The sequence below is a fragment of the Kribbella sp. HUAS MG21 genome (assembly GCF_040254265.1).
In the GTDB taxonomy this organism is placed as follows: domain Bacteria; phylum Actinomycetota; class Actinomycetes; order Propionibacteriales; family Kribbellaceae; genus Kribbella.
This window is the reverse complement of the sequence record NZ_CP158165.1, coordinates 4151780-4166069: the sequence shown is the minus strand read 5'-3', so window position 1 is coordinate 4166069 and position 14290 is coordinate 4151780. Positions and strand designations below refer to the sequence as shown.

At 69.3% G+C, this 14290-nt stretch carries 14 protein-coding genes; 10 read left to right on the top strand and 4 right to left on the bottom strand.

Annotated elements, in window-relative coordinates; all coding sequences use genetic code 11:
* Position 1 precedes the first annotated feature (1 nt).
* From ABN611_RS20585 to ABN611_RS20575, 3 genes are all read right to left on the bottom strand, one after another.
* Positions 2 to 1006, bottom strand: coding sequence for an ABC transporter permease (locus ABN611_RS20585; protein WP_350281526.1), 1005 nt, complete (start codon positions 1004 to 1006; stop codon positions 2 to 4).
* 3 nt (positions 1007 to 1009) lie between these two features.
* Positions 1010 to 2056, bottom strand: coding sequence for an ABC transporter permease (locus ABN611_RS20580; protein ID WP_350281525.1), 1047 nt, complete (start codon positions 2054 to 2056; stop codon positions 1010 to 1012).
* Between the two features lie 214 nt (positions 2057 to 2270).
* A complete protein-coding gene (locus tag ABN611_RS20575; protein ID WP_350281524.1) occupies positions 2271 to 2621 on the bottom strand; it encodes a (deoxy)nucleoside triphosphate pyrophosphohydrolase in 351 nt (116 codons plus the stop codon).
* Between the two features lie 101 nt (positions 2622 to 2722).
* Here ABN611_RS20575 and ABN611_RS20570 point away from each other — a divergent pair, with 101 nt between their 5' ends.
* The 10 genes from ABN611_RS20570 (at position 2723) to ABN611_RS20525 (ending at position 13144) form a co-directional block, all read left to right on the top strand.
* The gene (locus tag ABN611_RS20570) at positions 2723 to 3337 is read left to right on the top strand and encodes a hypothetical protein (protein ID WP_350281523.1); all 615 of its coding nucleotides are present in this window, start codon (positions 2723 to 2725) and stop codon (positions 3335 to 3337) included.
* A 102-nt stretch (positions 3338 to 3439) separates the two neighbouring features.
* Positions 3440 to 3733, top strand: coding sequence for a hypothetical protein (locus tag ABN611_RS20565; protein WP_350281522.1), 294 nt, complete (start codon positions 3440 to 3442; stop codon positions 3731 to 3733).
* Positions 3733 to 4533 carry a hypothetical protein gene (locus tag ABN611_RS20560; RefSeq protein ID WP_350281521.1) on the top strand — a complete coding sequence of 267 codons (801 nt, stop codon included), beginning with the start codon at positions 3733 to 3735 and terminating at the stop codon, positions 4531 to 4533. The genes ABN611_RS20565 and ABN611_RS20560 overlap by 1 nt, the downstream gene beginning before the upstream one ends.
* A gap of 17 nt (positions 4534 to 4550) precedes the next feature.
* A complete protein-coding gene (locus tag ABN611_RS20555; RefSeq protein WP_350281520.1) occupies positions 4551 to 6428 on the top strand; it encodes a fumarate reductase/succinate dehydrogenase flavoprotein subunit in 1878 nt (625 codons plus the stop codon).
* On the top strand, positions 6425 to 7177 hold the full coding sequence (locus ABN611_RS20550; protein ID WP_350281519.1) for a succinate dehydrogenase/fumarate reductase iron-sulfur subunit: 753 nt from the start codon (positions 6425 to 6427) through the stop codon (positions 7175 to 7177). The genes ABN611_RS20555 and ABN611_RS20550 overlap by 4 nt, the downstream gene beginning before the upstream one ends.
* A gap of 238 nt (positions 7178 to 7415) precedes the next feature.
* A complete protein-coding gene (locus ABN611_RS20545) occupies positions 7416 to 9392 on the top strand; it encodes an AarF/UbiB family protein (RefSeq protein ID WP_350281518.1) in 1977 nt (658 codons plus the stop codon).
* A gap of 34 nt (positions 9393 to 9426) precedes the next feature.
* Complete coding sequence (locus ABN611_RS20540; RefSeq protein WP_350281517.1) at positions 9427 to 10845, top strand: MFS transporter; 1419 nt, start codon at positions 9427 to 9429, stop codon at positions 10843 to 10845.
* Positions 10846 to 10854: 9 nt separating this feature from the next.
* Positions 10855 to 11142: a 4a-hydroxytetrahydrobiopterin dehydratase gene (locus ABN611_RS20535; RefSeq protein WP_350281516.1), complete on the top strand. Its 288-nt coding sequence runs from the start codon at positions 10855 to 10857 to the stop codon at positions 11140 to 11142.
* 76 nt (positions 11143 to 11218) lie between these two features.
* A complete protein-coding gene (locus ABN611_RS20530) occupies positions 11219 to 12283 on the top strand; it encodes a hypothetical protein (RefSeq protein ID WP_350281515.1) in 1065 nt (354 codons plus the stop codon).
* A 36-nt stretch (positions 12284 to 12319) separates the two neighbouring features.
* Positions 12320 to 13144: an acyltransferase domain-containing protein gene (locus ABN611_RS20525; protein ID WP_350281514.1), complete on the top strand. Its 825-nt coding sequence runs from the start codon at positions 12320 to 12322 to the stop codon at positions 13142 to 13144.
* On the opposite strand, the gene ABN611_RS20520 is transcribed toward ABN611_RS20525, so the two are convergent.
* On the bottom strand, positions 13139 to 14278 hold the full coding sequence (locus tag ABN611_RS20520) for a hypothetical protein (RefSeq protein WP_350281513.1): 1140 nt from the start codon (positions 14276 to 14278) through the stop codon (positions 13139 to 13141). The genes ABN611_RS20525 and ABN611_RS20520 overlap by 6 nt on opposite strands.
* Positions 14279 to 14290: the final 12 nt, after the last annotated feature.

Genomic DNA, 14290 nt, shown 5'->3' with positions numbered 1-14290 from the left:
ATCAGGACAGCCGCACGCGCGGGTCGATGACGGCGTACAGGACGTCGACGACGATGTTCGCGAGTACCACGAAGATCGCCGCGAACAGCACCACGCCCATGATCGCGGGCAGGTCGTTGCTGAGCACGGACTGGATCGCGAACCTCCCCAGGCCGGTGATGCTGAAGATCTGTTCGGTGATCACCGCGCCGCCGAGCAGGCCGCCGACGTCCAGGCCGAAGATCGTCACGATCGGCGTCAGCGCGGAGCGCAGCCCGTGCTTGAACACCACGGTCCGCTCGTCCAGGCCCTTGGCCCGGGCGGTCCGGATGTAGTCCTCGTTCATCGTGTCGATCATGTTGGCCCGGGTGAGCCGGGTGTAGAGCGCCGCGAACACCAGCGCCAGCGTGATCCACGGCAGGATGTAGAACTGCAGCCACTTCACCGGCCCGACCGTGAACAGCGCCGAGTTCGCCGTGTCCGGGAACGGGATCCACTTCAGCTGCACGATGAACAGGAACAGCAGCAGGTAGCCGAACACGATCGTCGGGAACGACACGCCGAACAGGGCCAGCCCGACGCTCAGCTTGTCGATGAACTTGCCCTTGCGCAACGCCGCGATCAGGCCGAGCAGGACGCCGGCCAGCAGCCAGAGGACCGCGGCTCCGACGGCCAGCCACAGCGTGGCCGGGAAGGCTGTCTTGATCGAGTCCCAGACCGGGATGCCGTTCTGGTACGACTCCCCGAAGCACGGCCAGGCGCAGTTGCGCTCGTTGCCCTCGGAGCCGATCGTCCGGCCGCCCGGGCTCACCAGGCCCTGCATGTAGTTGCCGTACTGGACGATCAGCGGGTCGTCGAAGCCGTACGTCGCGTTGACCTGGGCAACGGTTTCGGTGTTGCAGTTCTTGCCGCAGATCAGCAGCGCCGGGTTGGCCGGTGTCGCCCAGAACAGGAAGAACGTGATCGCGCTGATCACGACCAGCACGAAGACCGCCTGCAGCAGGCGGCGGATCAGGTAACGGCCCACCGGTCAGCCCCTTCCGGCACGCGGGTCGAGGGCGTCGCGGACCGAGTCACCGAGCAGGTTGAACGCCAGCACGGTGATGAACAGCGCCATCCCGGGGAAGAACAGGTACAGCGGGTTGCTCTCGATCCAGGCCGACGCGTCGGCGATCATCCGGCCCCAGGACGAGGTCGGCTCCTTGATCCCGACACCGAGGAACGACAGCGCCGCCTCCGCGGTGATGTAGCTCGGGATCAGCAGCGTCGTGTAGACCAGCAGCGTCGGCAGCAGGTTCGGGAGCACCTGCCGGAAGATCACGTAGAACGGCCCGGCGCCGAGCGATCTGGCCGCCTCGACGAACTCGCGCTCGCGCAGCGACAGCGTCTGGCCGCGGACGATCCGGGCCAGGTAGGCCCAGCCGAAGAAGCCCAGGACGAACATCAGCACGCCCATCCGCAGCGTGTTGTCGTCGGGGATGCCGAACAGGTCCTGACCGCGGGAGGCGATCACCGGCGTCAGCGCCATCACGAACAGCAGCGACGGGAAGCTCAGCATGATGTCCATCAGCCGGCTGAGCGCGGTGTCGACCCAGCCGCCGAAGTACCCGGAGACCATCCCGATGACGGTGCCGAGCACGACCGCGATGATCGTGCCGCCGAGCGCCACCAGCAGCGAGACGCGGGTGCCGTAGACCAGCCGGGAGAACACGTCCCGCCCGTTCTGCGGCTCGACGCCGAGCCAGTGCTCGGCGCTGGTGCCGCTGCCCCACAGGCCGCCGATCGGGATCCCGCCGTCCCGGGTGTTCAGCAGCGGGTTGCCGTCGGCGTCGAGCTTGTTGAACTGGTCCGGCGGGAACCCGTTCAGCTTGACGATCAGCGGCGCGAAGATCGCGACCGCGATGATCAGCAGGATCACGATCGCGCTGATCACGGCGATCTTGTCCCGGCGCAGCCGCGTCCAGGCGATCCGGCCGAGCGACCGGCCCTCGATCTCCTTCGCCTCGGCAGTCTCGGCAAGCGCGTCCGCCGGCAGTCCCTCGTCGGGGGGCTGTGTCTCCGATACCCCCAGCGTCATCGCCCGTCACCCGTCCTTCGTGGTGAGTCTCCCCGGCCTTCCACCCGGCTCACCCGGGTTGCCGGGAACCTTATGTATCTCGCAGTGTGGACGCCATGGGCATCCGGCGCTAGTCACCGAATCGTGACGATTCAGGCAGCCGGCCAGGCGGGGCTGCGCGATCGCTCCGGGTTGAAACCCGCTGACCGGCCGCAATCGGTGTGATGTGTACCACTTACAAGCTGGTCCGCAAAACCCGGACGAACGGGCGGTCCGGCGCCAGCCAGTCCCGCTCGTCGAGCTCCGCGGCGGCGAACCACCTGAGCTCCGAGTGCTCCCGCAGTACCGGGTCGCCGCCGACGGCCGTCGCCAGGTAGACGTGCAGCCGGTACTCCGGGGAGATGTCCACACCGGGCCCCAGCGACTCGCCGACCTTGATCTCCAGGTCCAGCTCCTCGCGGATCTCCCGGACCGCGGCCTGCTCGTCGGTCTCCCCCGGCTCCACCTTCCCGCCCGGGAACTCCCACCCGCCATCGTCCCCCGGCCGGTACGCCGCCAGCACCAGCCCGTCGCGTACTACCGCCACTCCAACCACTGTCTGCACTGCATCGATTCCTTCCCCACCCCACCGCCCCGGTCAGGGCGACTCTGCCAGAAACCGCCCACCGCGTCGGACACGATGTGGGTATGCCGCTCCAGAACAGGGTCCTGCCCACCCAGGAGATCGTCGCCGATCCCGGCCGCGGTCTGCTGATGGGCAACCGCGGCAGCATCCACCGCCCGGACCGCACGCTCGGCGTCACCCGCTGGCGATCGAAGGCGTGGATCTGCTGTGCCCTTGATTTCCAAGGCCGCCGTCGCGACCCGATGCCACCCGGCCGCTGGACCGCTCTGTTCTTCTTCGACGAGGCCGTCGCACTCGCCGCCGGCCATCGCCCGTGCCATTACTGCCGGCGCAGCGATTTCCTGCGGTACGCCGGCGCGTGGCCGCAACGCCTGCGCGCCGCCGAGATGGACGCGGTACTGCACAGCCAGCGGGTCGACCCGCGGACCCGCCGGCAGCGGACGACCACGCAGTACCTGTCCGAACTGCCCGACGGGGCGATGTTGCGGTTCGATGGCTCGCCGGCACTGGTGCTCGACCGGCAGCTGCTGCCGTGGTCCTGGCAGGGGTACGGCGCACCGGTTCGAACACGCGGTCCGCAGCAGGTCGAAGTGCTCACGCCGCCGGCGAATCTCGTTGTCCTACGGGCCGGATTCGCCCCACTACTCCACCCGTCGGCGTCCTCGCAACTGAGGTAAGCCTTACTGGAAACACGCCGTACCGAGGGGTCTTCCGTTGCGCGCTCGGCAGGGGCAAAGTGTGCCCATACTGACAGCTACAAAACCATTACTGGAGTCGGCATGAGTGAAGGCAACAGTGCAGTTGCATCAGTCGCTCGAGCACTCGAAGGCCTGCACGCGGCGGTCGGCAAACTCAGCCAGGAGTACGGTGACACCCTCGGCATCCGCCGCCTGGTGTCCGACGTTGCCCGGCTGAGCGACGATCTCGCAGAGCTGGGCCCGCCCGACCCCAGGCACAGGCCCGGACCAGTTCCGGAGGAACTCGAGGAGATTCCCGACGTGGAATACGACGCGTCCATGTGGACCGACGCGGAACACGAAGGCTTCGGCGCACCCGATCGGCACGCGCCCTGATGACTACCGGAGTGAGCGCGCCAGGTCGCGCGCAAGTTGGGCTCAAGACCGCACGATCGGATCGTTGGTGGCTCGCGCCGTTGCGGATCGGCGTGATCCTGCTGTTCTTCATCGTCTACGCGACGGTCCGGATCTTCATGAACAAGTGGTACTGGGTCGACGACTACCACTACCTCACGCCGCTCTACTCGCCTTGCGTCACCAGCAGTTGTGTGGAGGGCTCCAGCCACCTGGGCACCTGGTTCGGCGACTTCCCGCGGTTCCTGCCGTTCAGCCTGATCACCTTCGCGGTCCTGGCCGGCTTCCGCGGCACCTGTTACTACTACCGCAAGGCGGGCTACCGGTCGCTGTTCTTCGCGCCGGCCGCGTGCGTGGTGCCCGAGCCGCACAAGAACTACACCGGTGAGCGCAAGTTCCCGCTGGTCGCGCTGAACCTGCACCGCTACTTCTTCTACGGCGCGCTGGTCTTCGGTGTGCTCAACGTGTACGACGGCATCCTGGCGTTCCACGGCGACGGCGGCGGGTTCGGGATCGGCCTCGGCACCGTGATCATCTGGGTGAACCTGGTGTTCCTCTGGCTGTACACGCTGTCCTGCCACGCCTGCCGGCACATCGTCGGCGGCCGGCTGAAGAACTTCTCCAAGCACCCGTTGCGTTACCGGTACTGGACCTTCGTGTCCAAGCTGAACCCGAAGCACGGCACCTTCGCGATGACGTCGCTGTTCACCGTGATCCTGACCGACTTCTACATCATGGCGCTGTCCGCCGGGTGGTTCTCCGACCTGCGCATCATCAACTGAGGATCTGAAGACTTTCCATGACTGAGCTGGAACGACACTCCTACGACGTCGTCGTGATCGGGGCCGGCGGCGCCGGCCTGCGCGCGGCGATCGAGGCCCGCGAGCAGGGCAAGAAGACCGCGATCATCTGCAAGTCGCTGTTCGGCAAGGCGCACACGGTGATGGCCGAGGGCGGCTGCGCCGCCGCGATGGGCAACGCGAACTCCAACGACAACTGGCAGGTCCACTACCGCGACACGATGCGCGGCGGGAAGTTCCTGAACAACTGGCGGATGGCCGAGCTGCACGCCCAGGAGGCCCCGGACCGGGTCTGGGAGCTGGAGACGTACGGCGCCCTGTTCGACCGCACGCCCGACGGCCGGATCAGCCAGCGCAACTTCGGCGGCCACACCTACCCGCGGCTGGCGCACGTCGGCGACCGCACCGGCCTGGAGCTGATCCGCACCCTGCAGCAGAAGATCGTCTCGCTGCAGCAGGAGGACTTCGAGGCGACCGGCGACTACGAGGCCAACCTCAAGGTGTACGCCGAGTGCACGATCACCGAGCTCTTGAAGGACGGCGACGCGATCTCCGGCGCCTTCGGGTACTGGCGTGAGTCCGGCCGGTTCGTGCTGTTCGAGGCGCCGGCCGTCGTGCTCGCGACCGGCGGCGTCGGCAAGTCCTTCAAGGTCACCTCGAACTCCTGGGAGTACACCGGTGACGGGCACGCGCTGGCGATGCGGGCCGGCGCGACGCTGATCAACATGGAGTTCATCCAGTTCCACCCGACCGGCATGGTCTGGCCGCCGTCGGTGAAGGGCATCCTGGTCACCGAGTCGGTCCGCGGTGACGGCGGCGTGCTGAAGAACTCCGAGGGCAAGCGGTTCATGTTCGAGTACGTGCCGGACGTGTTCCGGGCGCAGTACGCCGAGACCGAGGACGAGGCCGACCGCTGGTACAAGGACCCGGACAACAACCGGCGGCCACCGGAGCTGCTGCCCCGCGACGAGGTCGCCCGCGCGATCAACGCCGAGGTGAAGGCCGGCCGCGGGACGCCGCACGGCGGTGTGTTCCTGGACGTGTCCTCGCGGCTCCCGGCCGAGGAGATCACCCGGCGGCTGCCGTCGATGCACCACCAGTTCAAGGAGCTGGCGGACGTCGACATCACCGCCGAGCCGATGGAGGTCGGCCCGACCTGCCACTACGTGATGGGCGGCGTCGAGGTCGACCCGGACACCGCGCAGTCGCGGGTGCCCGGTCTGTTCGCGGCCGGTGAGGTCGCCGGCGGCATGCACGGCTCGAACCGGCTCGGCGGCAACTCGCTGTCCGACCTGCTGGTGTTCGGGCGGCGCGCCGGCATGGGCGCGGCGTCGTACGTCGACCAGTTGCGGGAGCGGCCGAAGATCGACGAGGCCGACGTCGACGCGGCGGCGGCCGACGCGCTGGCGCCGTTCGAGCTCGAGGGCGGCGAGAACCCGTACACGATCCACCAGGAACTGCAGCAGGCGATGAACGACCTGGTCGGCATCATCCGCAAGGAAGAGGAGATGGAGCAGGCACTCGGCCGGCTGGCCGAGTTCCGCAGCCGGATCGCGAAGATGACGGTGGAGGGTCACCGGCAGTTCAACCCGGGCTGGCACCTCGCGCTCGACCTGCGCAACATGCTGACCGTGTCGGAGTGCGTGGCCGGGGCGGCGCTGCTGCGCCAGGAGTCGCGCGGCGGGCACACCCGCGACGACTACCCGACGATGTCGGCCGAGTGGCGCAAGAAACTGCTGGTCTGCGCGCTCGACGCGGACGGCAGCGTGAACGTCACCGAGGAGCAGCAGATCCCGATGCGCGAGGACCTGCTGGAGCTGTTCGAGATCGACGAGCTGAAGAAGTACCTGACGGACGAGGAGCTGCCGACCGCATGAGTTACAAGGGCAAATTCCGGGTCTGGCGGGGCGACGCCGAGGGCGGCGATCTCAAGGACTACGAGGTCGAGGTGAACGAGGGCGAGGTCGTCCTCGACGTCATCCACCGGCTGCAGGCCACCCAGGCGCCGGACATGGCGGTGCGCTGGAACTGCAAGGCCGGCAAGTGCGGCTCCTGCAGCGCGGAGATCAACGGCATGCCGAAGCTGATGTGCATGTGCCGGATGAACACGTTCGCTGAGGACGAGGTCGTCACGGTCACGCCGCTGCGCACCTTCCCGGTGATCCGCGACCTGGTCACGGACGTCTCGTACAACTACCAGAAGGCACGCGAGGTACCGGCCTTCAAGCCGCCGGCGGACCTCAAGCCGGGTGAGTACCGGATGCAGCAGGTCGATGTCGAGCGGTCGCAGGAGTTCCGCAAGTGCATCGAGTGCTTCCTGTGCCAGGACACCTGTCACGTGATCCGGGACCACGAGGAGAACAAGGAGAGCTTCTCCGGCCCACGGTTCCTGATGCGGATCGCTGAGCTCGACATGCACCCGCTGGACGCCGCAGACCGCCAGCACGAGGCGCAGGAGCAGCACGGGCTGGGCTTCTGCAACATCACCAAGTGCTGCACCGAGGTGTGCCCGGAGCACATCAAGATCACCGACAACGCGCTGATCCCGATGAAGGAGCGCGTGGTCGACCGCAAGTACGACCCGCTGGTCTGGCTCGGCAACAAGATCCGCCGCCGCCCGGCGTAACGCAGTACACCTACCACCCAGCGCAACGGCAGTGAGCCCCTGGCCCCACCCGGAGCCAGGGGCTCGCTGCCGCCCGTACCTCACCTCCGACCTTCCGCGCGAACCCTCCAGTTCGGGGGATATCCCGCCAACTGGAGGGTTGCCCACTGAGAATTCGAGGGGGCAACCCTCCAGCTCAGGGGGCAACCCCTCGCGTGGGGGAGCCGCCCGGGCCTGTCCAGTGCCTAGGGTTCCGGGTATGGACGTTGTGGTGCTCGGGGTCGTGAACCTGGCCGTCTTCATGGTGATCTTCGTGCCGACCGCGCAGCGGCTGCTCGGGGTGCGGTTCGGCCTCGGCCGGCTGGCGGCCGGTGCGCTGTTCACGCTCAGCGTGGCCGGCCCGCTGGCGAGCGCGATGATCGGCCCGCCGCCGTGGACCGGCTCGCAGGGCGCCGCGATCGCCTACATGGTGCTGATCGCGCTCTGCTCGATGCTCGCCGGCCTGGTGTTCCTGGTGCTGGCCGAGGCCCTGGTGCCGACCGGGTCGTTGCCGCGGGCCCGCGATCTGCGCCGGGACCTGAGCGGCCGAATCGCCCGCACCCGCCGGTACCTGCAGATCCTCCGGATCGCGATCAGGCACGGCCTCGGCCCGTACCTGCGCGGCCGCCGCCGTCCCGGCCGGGAGAACGCCGCCGGCCAGGCAGAACTCGCCCGCTCGCTGCGGCTCGCACTCGACGAGGCCGGTGTCACGTTCGTCAAGCTCGGCCAGGTGTTGTCCACCCGCAGCGACGTCATCCCGGCCTCGGTCGCCGCCGAGCTCAGCCGGCTCCAGGACCAGGTCTCCCCCGCGCCGTGGCCGCAGATCGAGCAGGTGCTGACCGAGGAGCTCGGCGCCCCGCCGCACCAGCTGTACGCCGCCTTCGACACCGAGCCGCTCGCGGCCGCGTCGGTCGCCCAGGTCTACACCGCCCGCCTCGCCGACGGAACCGACGTGGTGGTGAAGGTGCAGCGTCCCGGGATCGCCACCGTCGTCGACCGCGACCTGGACATCGTCCGGCGCCTCGCCCGGCTGCTGGACCGCAACACCGACTGGGGCCGGGCGATGGGGGTCCGGGCACTCGCCGACGGTTTCGCGGACGCGATGCGCGAGGAGCTCGACTTCACCGTCGAGGCCGGCAACATGGCCACCGTCGCCGCCGGCCAGTCCGTTGCCGCCAGCAACGATCTCGTCGTACCGCGGTTGTACCCGGAGCGCTCGACGCGCCGGGTGCTGACCATGCAGCGCCTCGACGGCATCGGGCTCGGCAGCGCCCGGCAGGCGATCGCCGACCGCGGTCTCGACCCGGCCCGGCTCGGCCGCGCGCTCTTCGACTGCCTGCTCGGGCAGGTGGCGATCGACGGCGTCTTCCACGCCGACCCGCATCCGGGCAACTTCCTGCTGCTCACCGACGGCCGGATCGGCATGCTCGACCTCGGCTCGGTCGGTCGCCTGGACGCGGGTACCCGCGAGGCGCTGCAGCGGTTCCTGCTCGCCGTCGACCACGGCGACCCGGTGGCCGCCACCGACGCGCTGCTGGAGATCGTCGACCGCCCGGACGTGATCGACGAGCGCGCGCTGGAACGCGCCGTCGGCCAGTTCATGACCAAGCACCTCGCGGCCGGCGTCGCGCTCGGGCCGGCGATGTTCAACGACCTGTTCCAGATCATCACCTCGCACCGGCTCGGCGTACCGCCCGAGGTCGCCGCGGTGTTCCGCGCGCTGGCCACGATCGAGGGCACGATCTCGCGGATCTCCCCCGGCTTCGACCTGGTGGCCGCGTCGCGGCAGTTCGCCACGGCGCATGTCACTGATCGCCTCGCGCCCGCCGCGCTGCGCCGTACGGCGACCGAGGAACTCGTCACGTTGCTGCCGATACTGCGCCGGCTGCCGCGCCGGGTCGACCGGATCGCGGCCGCCGCGGAGAGCGGACGGCTCGGGCTGAACGTCCGCCTGTTCGCCGACGAGCGCGACCGCCGGCACTTCACCGGCCTGCTGCACCAGGTGTTGCTGGCGGTCCTCGGCGCGACCGCGGGCATCATGGCGGTGCTGCTGCTCGGCACGCCGGGCGGCCCGAAGGTGACCGAGTCGATGTCGCTGTTCCAGCTGTTCGGCTACAACCTGCTGGTGATCTGCGCGGTCCTCGTCCTCCGGGTCCTGGTGCTGATCTTCAGACTCCCCGGAAGTCGCGTGTCTTGACTTCAACCTTGCTTGAACTTCGACGATTGCGGGCATGACGACGACGGCCGAGGCCCGCCCCAAGCTCTTCACCGGTCAGCACCTGCCCCTCGTGCTCGGGGTGATCGGGCTGGTCACGCTCGGCGCGTTCGAGAACCGGGCGGTCGGTACGGCGCTGCCGACGATGGTCCGGGAGTTCGACGCGCTCGGCAGCTTCGGCCTCGCGAACGCCGCGCCGACCGCGAGCTACCTGATCTCGCTGGCGATCGCGGGCCTCTGGTCCGACCGCCGCGGCCCGATCCCGACGCTGCGCGCGGGCGCGGTCTCGTTCGCGGTCGCCCAACTCCTCGTCGGTACGGCGACCGCGATGCCGACGGTGATCGCCGGACGGCTGCTCAGCGGTCTGGCCGAGGGTCTGCTCGACGTGTCGCTGATGGTGCTCGTGGCCCGCGCGCTGCCCGCCGTACTGCGGCCGCGGATGTTCTCGTTGTTCGCGGCGATGTGGATTCTGCCGTCGGTACTCGGGCCGGTGCTGACCGGTGTGGTGACGGAGCAGTTCGGCTGGCGCTGGGTCTTCCTCGGCGCGCTCGCGCTGCTCGTGCCGAGCTGGCTGCTGCTCCGCCCGGCCATGCGCCAGTCGGCCGCCGGGCCCGCGCCGGAACGTACCGCCGAGGACGCCGCCGAACTCGAGGCCTGGCGCGCCGCTCTGCCGTGGGCCCTCGCCGCGTCGGTCGCGTTGTTCACGATGACCGTGGCCGGTGACCACCTCGAGGCGCATCCGGTGCTCGGCGGTACGGCGGTACTCGTCGCGCTCGTGGTGCTCGGGCTGGCCGCTGTCCGGGTGATGCCCGCGGGCACGTTCACCGCGCGCCGCGGCTTCCCGGCCGTGGTCGCCGTACGCGGACTGGGCGGCGCCGCGTTCGCCGGAGTCGGCGCGTATCTGCCGCTGCTGTTGACGTTGCAGCACCACTTCAGCCCGTCGCGGGCCGGCGTGACCTTGTCGATCACCGGCGTCTGCTGGGCGCTCGGGTCCTGGTTGCAAGGACGTGAGCACCGGTTCGAGCGGGTCACCGTACTGCGCACCGGGCTGGCCTTTATGACCGTCGGCCTGATGGTGACGGCGTTCCTGGCGCTGAGCGACGCGACGACCTGGATCGGCTTGATCGGCTGGGGTTTCGCGGGCATCGGTATGGGACTGAGCTCGTCGAGCCTGTCCGTGCTGACCCTCGATCTGTCCGACCGGAACAACGCGGGCCGCAACAGCAGCGCCGGCCAGATGGTCGCCACGATGAGCATCGCGACCGGCCTGGCCGTCAGCGGAACCCTGCTCGCCTTCAACGCCGACGACCCGCAACCGTGGGTCTTCGGCACGATCATCCTGGGCGGAGCAGCACTGGCCGGCGCAGGCTTCCTGGCCGCCGCCCGGGTACGTCGCCCACCCGCCGCAACGAATCTCGGCCGAGCAGGGGTCTAGAGTGACGTCATGGCTGACCTTTTGACCGACGACCAGATCGACCTCGCGTTGCGCGACCACCTGCCGGAGTGGAAGGCCGTCGACAACGAGCTGGTGCGGACGGTCAAGAAGGACACGTTCATGGACGGGATCCGGCTGGTCGCCACCGTGGCGCAGCTGGCCGACGCGATGAACCACCACCCGGACATCGACATCCGCTACACCGCGATCACCTTCCGGGTCAGCAGCCACGAGGCCGGCGGCATCACCGAGGACGACCTGGTGCTCGCCCGGCACATCGACACGGCGGCCGGCTGACCGCTTTCCGTCATGGCGCTTGTCGGCCAGTGCGAACGCTGGCCGACGGCGACGGAAATCCCTTACTTGTAAGGGCATGACCTCACGCGCCTTCGCCGTCGCGACCGCGGCCGCCGCCCTCCTCGCCCTGCTCCCCGCCACCGCGGACGCCGCCGAGCCGTCGTGGAACCGGCCGCACTGCGGCAAGGTGTACGGTGACGGCTCGGTGACGTTCACCGTCACCGACGGCGCGGTCCTCGCGCCGACCACCGGCACGCTGCTGCCGGTCACCTACGGGAAGGTCGCGGCGCTGCCCGCGCCGAACACGCTGATCAGCATCGGCAAGCAGGCCATCCAGCGCTCGAGCGACGCGGGGTGCAGCTGGCAACTGCTCGACAAGGTAGCCGACGACCTGACCACGTACGACGTACAACCGGGTCCGGGCGACTCGGCGTACATCTACAGCGTCAACGACCAGCCGATCCATCGCGTGCACGGCTCGAAGGTCACCACGGTCCTCGGCCCGGTCGCGTGGAGCGGGCTCGCGGCGCTGGACGCGCGGCCCGGACGACTGCGCGCGGTCGCCGGCGACGGGCAGCTGTACGACTCCACGGACGACGGCGTGACGTGGCAGCGGGTCGGCATACCGGCGGCTCCCGACCTGTTCCTGTACGACGCCGTGGTGGACCCGCGGGACCCCGACCACATCGTCGTCGGCGTGATGTCGGACGGGGTCTACGTGACGTTCGACGGCGGCCGGAGCTGGACGCGGTCGGCGCCGGTCGAACGGGTGAACGCGTTCAGCCTGGCGATGTCGCCGGCGGACCCGTCGAAGGTGTGGATGGAGGGCTACGACCGCGACCGGTCCACGCGGTTCATCTGGGAGTCCGCCGACGGTGGGCGGAAGTTCCGCGAGGTGCTCGACCAGAGCCGCGCCGACCTGATCAACGGCAACCAGCTGTGGGCGTCGCCCACCGACCCGGACCTGCTGTACTTCAGCTACGGCACGTCGTTCGCGAACTTCGGCGCCGACCTCTACCGCTTCGTCCCCTCGACCGGCGAGCTGACCAAGCGGCACAACACCAACGACGGCATCCCGTCGCTCGCCTTCAACCCCGCCGACCCGAAGATCCTCTACCTCGGTCTCGCCCAGGAAAGGTAAGTCTCTGGCCCCGTTTACATCGGTTACCGTTGACGAGTGACGAGTGTCGAGGAGTACCGCCTGCTGGGTTTCGCCGACGCCGACCGGGAGGCGGCCGAGGAGTTCGCCGCGGACCAGGCGGTGGTGAAGGATCTCGCGGACCAGATCCGGGACGCGATCGGGAAGCTCGGGAGTGAGCCGCAGTTCCGGATGCCGGAGGACCCGCGGAACTCGGTGCAAGCGTTCCTGGATACCCTGCCGGACATCCGCCGGTACCACGCGGAGCGCGGCATCCCGGACGACATCAGCTGGGCGACGCTCGCCGATCTCGGCCAGCAGCTCAAGGTGAACCGGCGGACCCACGGCACGTACGGCCTGGAGACGCACTGGTGGATGACGATCCACTGGACCGGCCAGATCTACGCGCTCGGCCGGTTGCAGTACCTGCTGCACCAGGTCCCGGCCGACAAGCCGGTGCCGGGGACCGAGCCGGGTGAGTGGATCATCGGCGTGCACATTCCGGAGATCGGCCCGCTGACGCCGGAGGCGGTCGACGACAGCCTCCAGCAGGCGCGCGAGTTCTTCCCGCGGTACTTCCCGGAGTACCCGGTCAAGACCGCGAACCTGTGGTCCTGGCTGATCGACCCGTACCTGCTCGACAACCTCCCGCAGGACTCGAACATGGTGAAGTTCGGCCGCCGGTTCACGCCGTACGGGACGCCGAACGACAGCCAGGACAGCGCGATCTTCTTCACCTTCCGCACGCACGGCCTCGAGCGCCTCGACGAGCTCCCGCAGGACACCCGCCTGCAGCAGCTCGTCGTCCGCCGGATCAAGGAAGGCGGCACCTGGCAGAGCGCGTACGGCTACCTGCGGCTATGACGGCTGCCGCGGGCTGCGCGGTACGCCGTACTTCGTCAGCCAGCCCACCAGCTCCGCGTTGGAGACGCACCGTACGTCGGGCTGCCCGCACGTCTCGGTGACGAAGGCGGTCAGCGCGTCGGAGTACACGCTGTTGTTCCACCGGTTGAAGTGGTTGCCGAGGAACAGCGGCGGGTTGCCGGTGGCGCGCGACTTCGCCAGCGCCTGGCGGTACGTCGCGAGCACCTGCGCCTTCAGCGCCGGCGCCTGGGCGATCGGCACCTTGCGGGCCTGGGTCTGCGCGAACCACAGGTTGTAGTCCATCGTCAGCGTCTTCTTGCTCGTGCCGGCCAGCGTCACGGACTGGAGCGGGAAGTTCCACAGGCCGTTCGCCTTCTTCGGCCAGGCGAGGTAGCCGGGCGCGGACGCGTCGTACGACATCCCGCGCTGCGCCATCGCGAGCCGGTACGCGGCGCGGTTGCCCTCCAGGCACGGAGTCCGCAGGCCCTTCACGGTCGCCGGGTCGAACGGCGGCGCGACCGTCCTGCCGGCCGCGAGCGACGGCCCGGTCCGCACCATCTTGTCGAACGCGCCCAGCTCCGCGGTCCACTGCGCGGTCGTCCAGCGGCCGATGCCGTTCTTGCCGCAGAAGTGCCCGTTCGCGTGCGTGCCGATCTCGTGGCCTTCGGCGATCGCCTCCCGCAGGACGGTCGCCCGGCCGAGGATGCTCGACTTGTCACCCCAGCCGATGTCGGAGGCGCCGGGCTTCTTGTACGGCGGTTTGTAGTCGGTCCGGCGCTCCTCCGGGTAGAGGTACGGGCCGGACAGGAAGAACGTCATCCGCGCGTTCGACTGCCGGGCGACGGCTCGCCACCGGGCCCAGAGCGCGAGGTCACCCGCGCCGTCGAACGAGACCACGACGAACAGCGGCGGCTTGCCGCCGGGCAGCCGGGCCGGGAAGGACCGCAGTACCGGAGCCGCCGCTGCCGGTTTCGCGGCAGGAGGCTTGACGGTCGGCTTCGGCCGACCGGTGGGCGTCGAGGCAGTGGGCTCGCTGGGGCTGGGAGCGCCCTCCAGCGGCACGTCGGCGCACCCGAAGACGATCGCCGCGACGACCACCGCCGCGGCCGCGAGGTTCGCCCCAGGCCTCACCACGTGCCTACTGAC

What these genes read in the sequence shown, in the direction of transcription:
- ABN611_RS20540 (WP_350281517.1), top strand. Translation starts at nt 9,427, where the DNA reads ATGACGACGACGGCCGAGGCCCGCCCCAAGCTCTTCACCGGTCAGCAC.
- ABN611_RS20570 (WP_350281523.1), top strand. Translation starts at nt 2,723, where the DNA reads ATGCCGCTCCAGAACAGGGTCCTGCCCACCCAGGAGATCGTCGCCGAT.
- ABN611_RS20580 (WP_350281525.1), bottom strand. Translation starts at nt 2,056, where the DNA reads ATGACGCTGGGGGTATCGGAGACACAGCCCCCCGACGAGGGACTGCCG.
- ABN611_RS20550 (WP_350281519.1), top strand. Translation starts at nt 6,425, where the DNA reads ATGAGTTACAAGGGCAAATTCCGGGTCTGGCGGGGCGACGCCGAGGGC.
- ABN611_RS20530 (WP_350281515.1), top strand. Translation starts at nt 11,219, where the DNA reads ATGACCTCACGCGCCTTCGCCGTCGCGACCGCGGCCGCCGCCCTCCTC.
- ABN611_RS20560 (WP_350281521.1), top strand. Translation starts at nt 3,733, where the DNA reads ATGACTACCGGAGTGAGCGCGCCAGGTCGCGCGCAAGTTGGGCTCAAG.
- ABN611_RS20535 (WP_350281516.1), top strand. Translation starts at nt 10,855, where the DNA reads ATGGCTGACCTTTTGACCGACGACCAGATCGACCTCGCGTTGCGCGAC.
- ABN611_RS20545 (WP_350281518.1), top strand. Translation starts at nt 7,416, where the DNA reads ATGGACGTTGTGGTGCTCGGGGTCGTGAACCTGGCCGTCTTCATGGTG.
- ABN611_RS20555 (WP_350281520.1), top strand. Translation starts at nt 4,551, where the DNA reads ATGACTGAGCTGGAACGACACTCCTACGACGTCGTCGTGATCGGGGCC.
- ABN611_RS20565 (WP_350281522.1), top strand. Translation starts at nt 3,440, where the DNA reads ATGAGTGAAGGCAACAGTGCAGTTGCATCAGTCGCTCGAGCACTCGAA.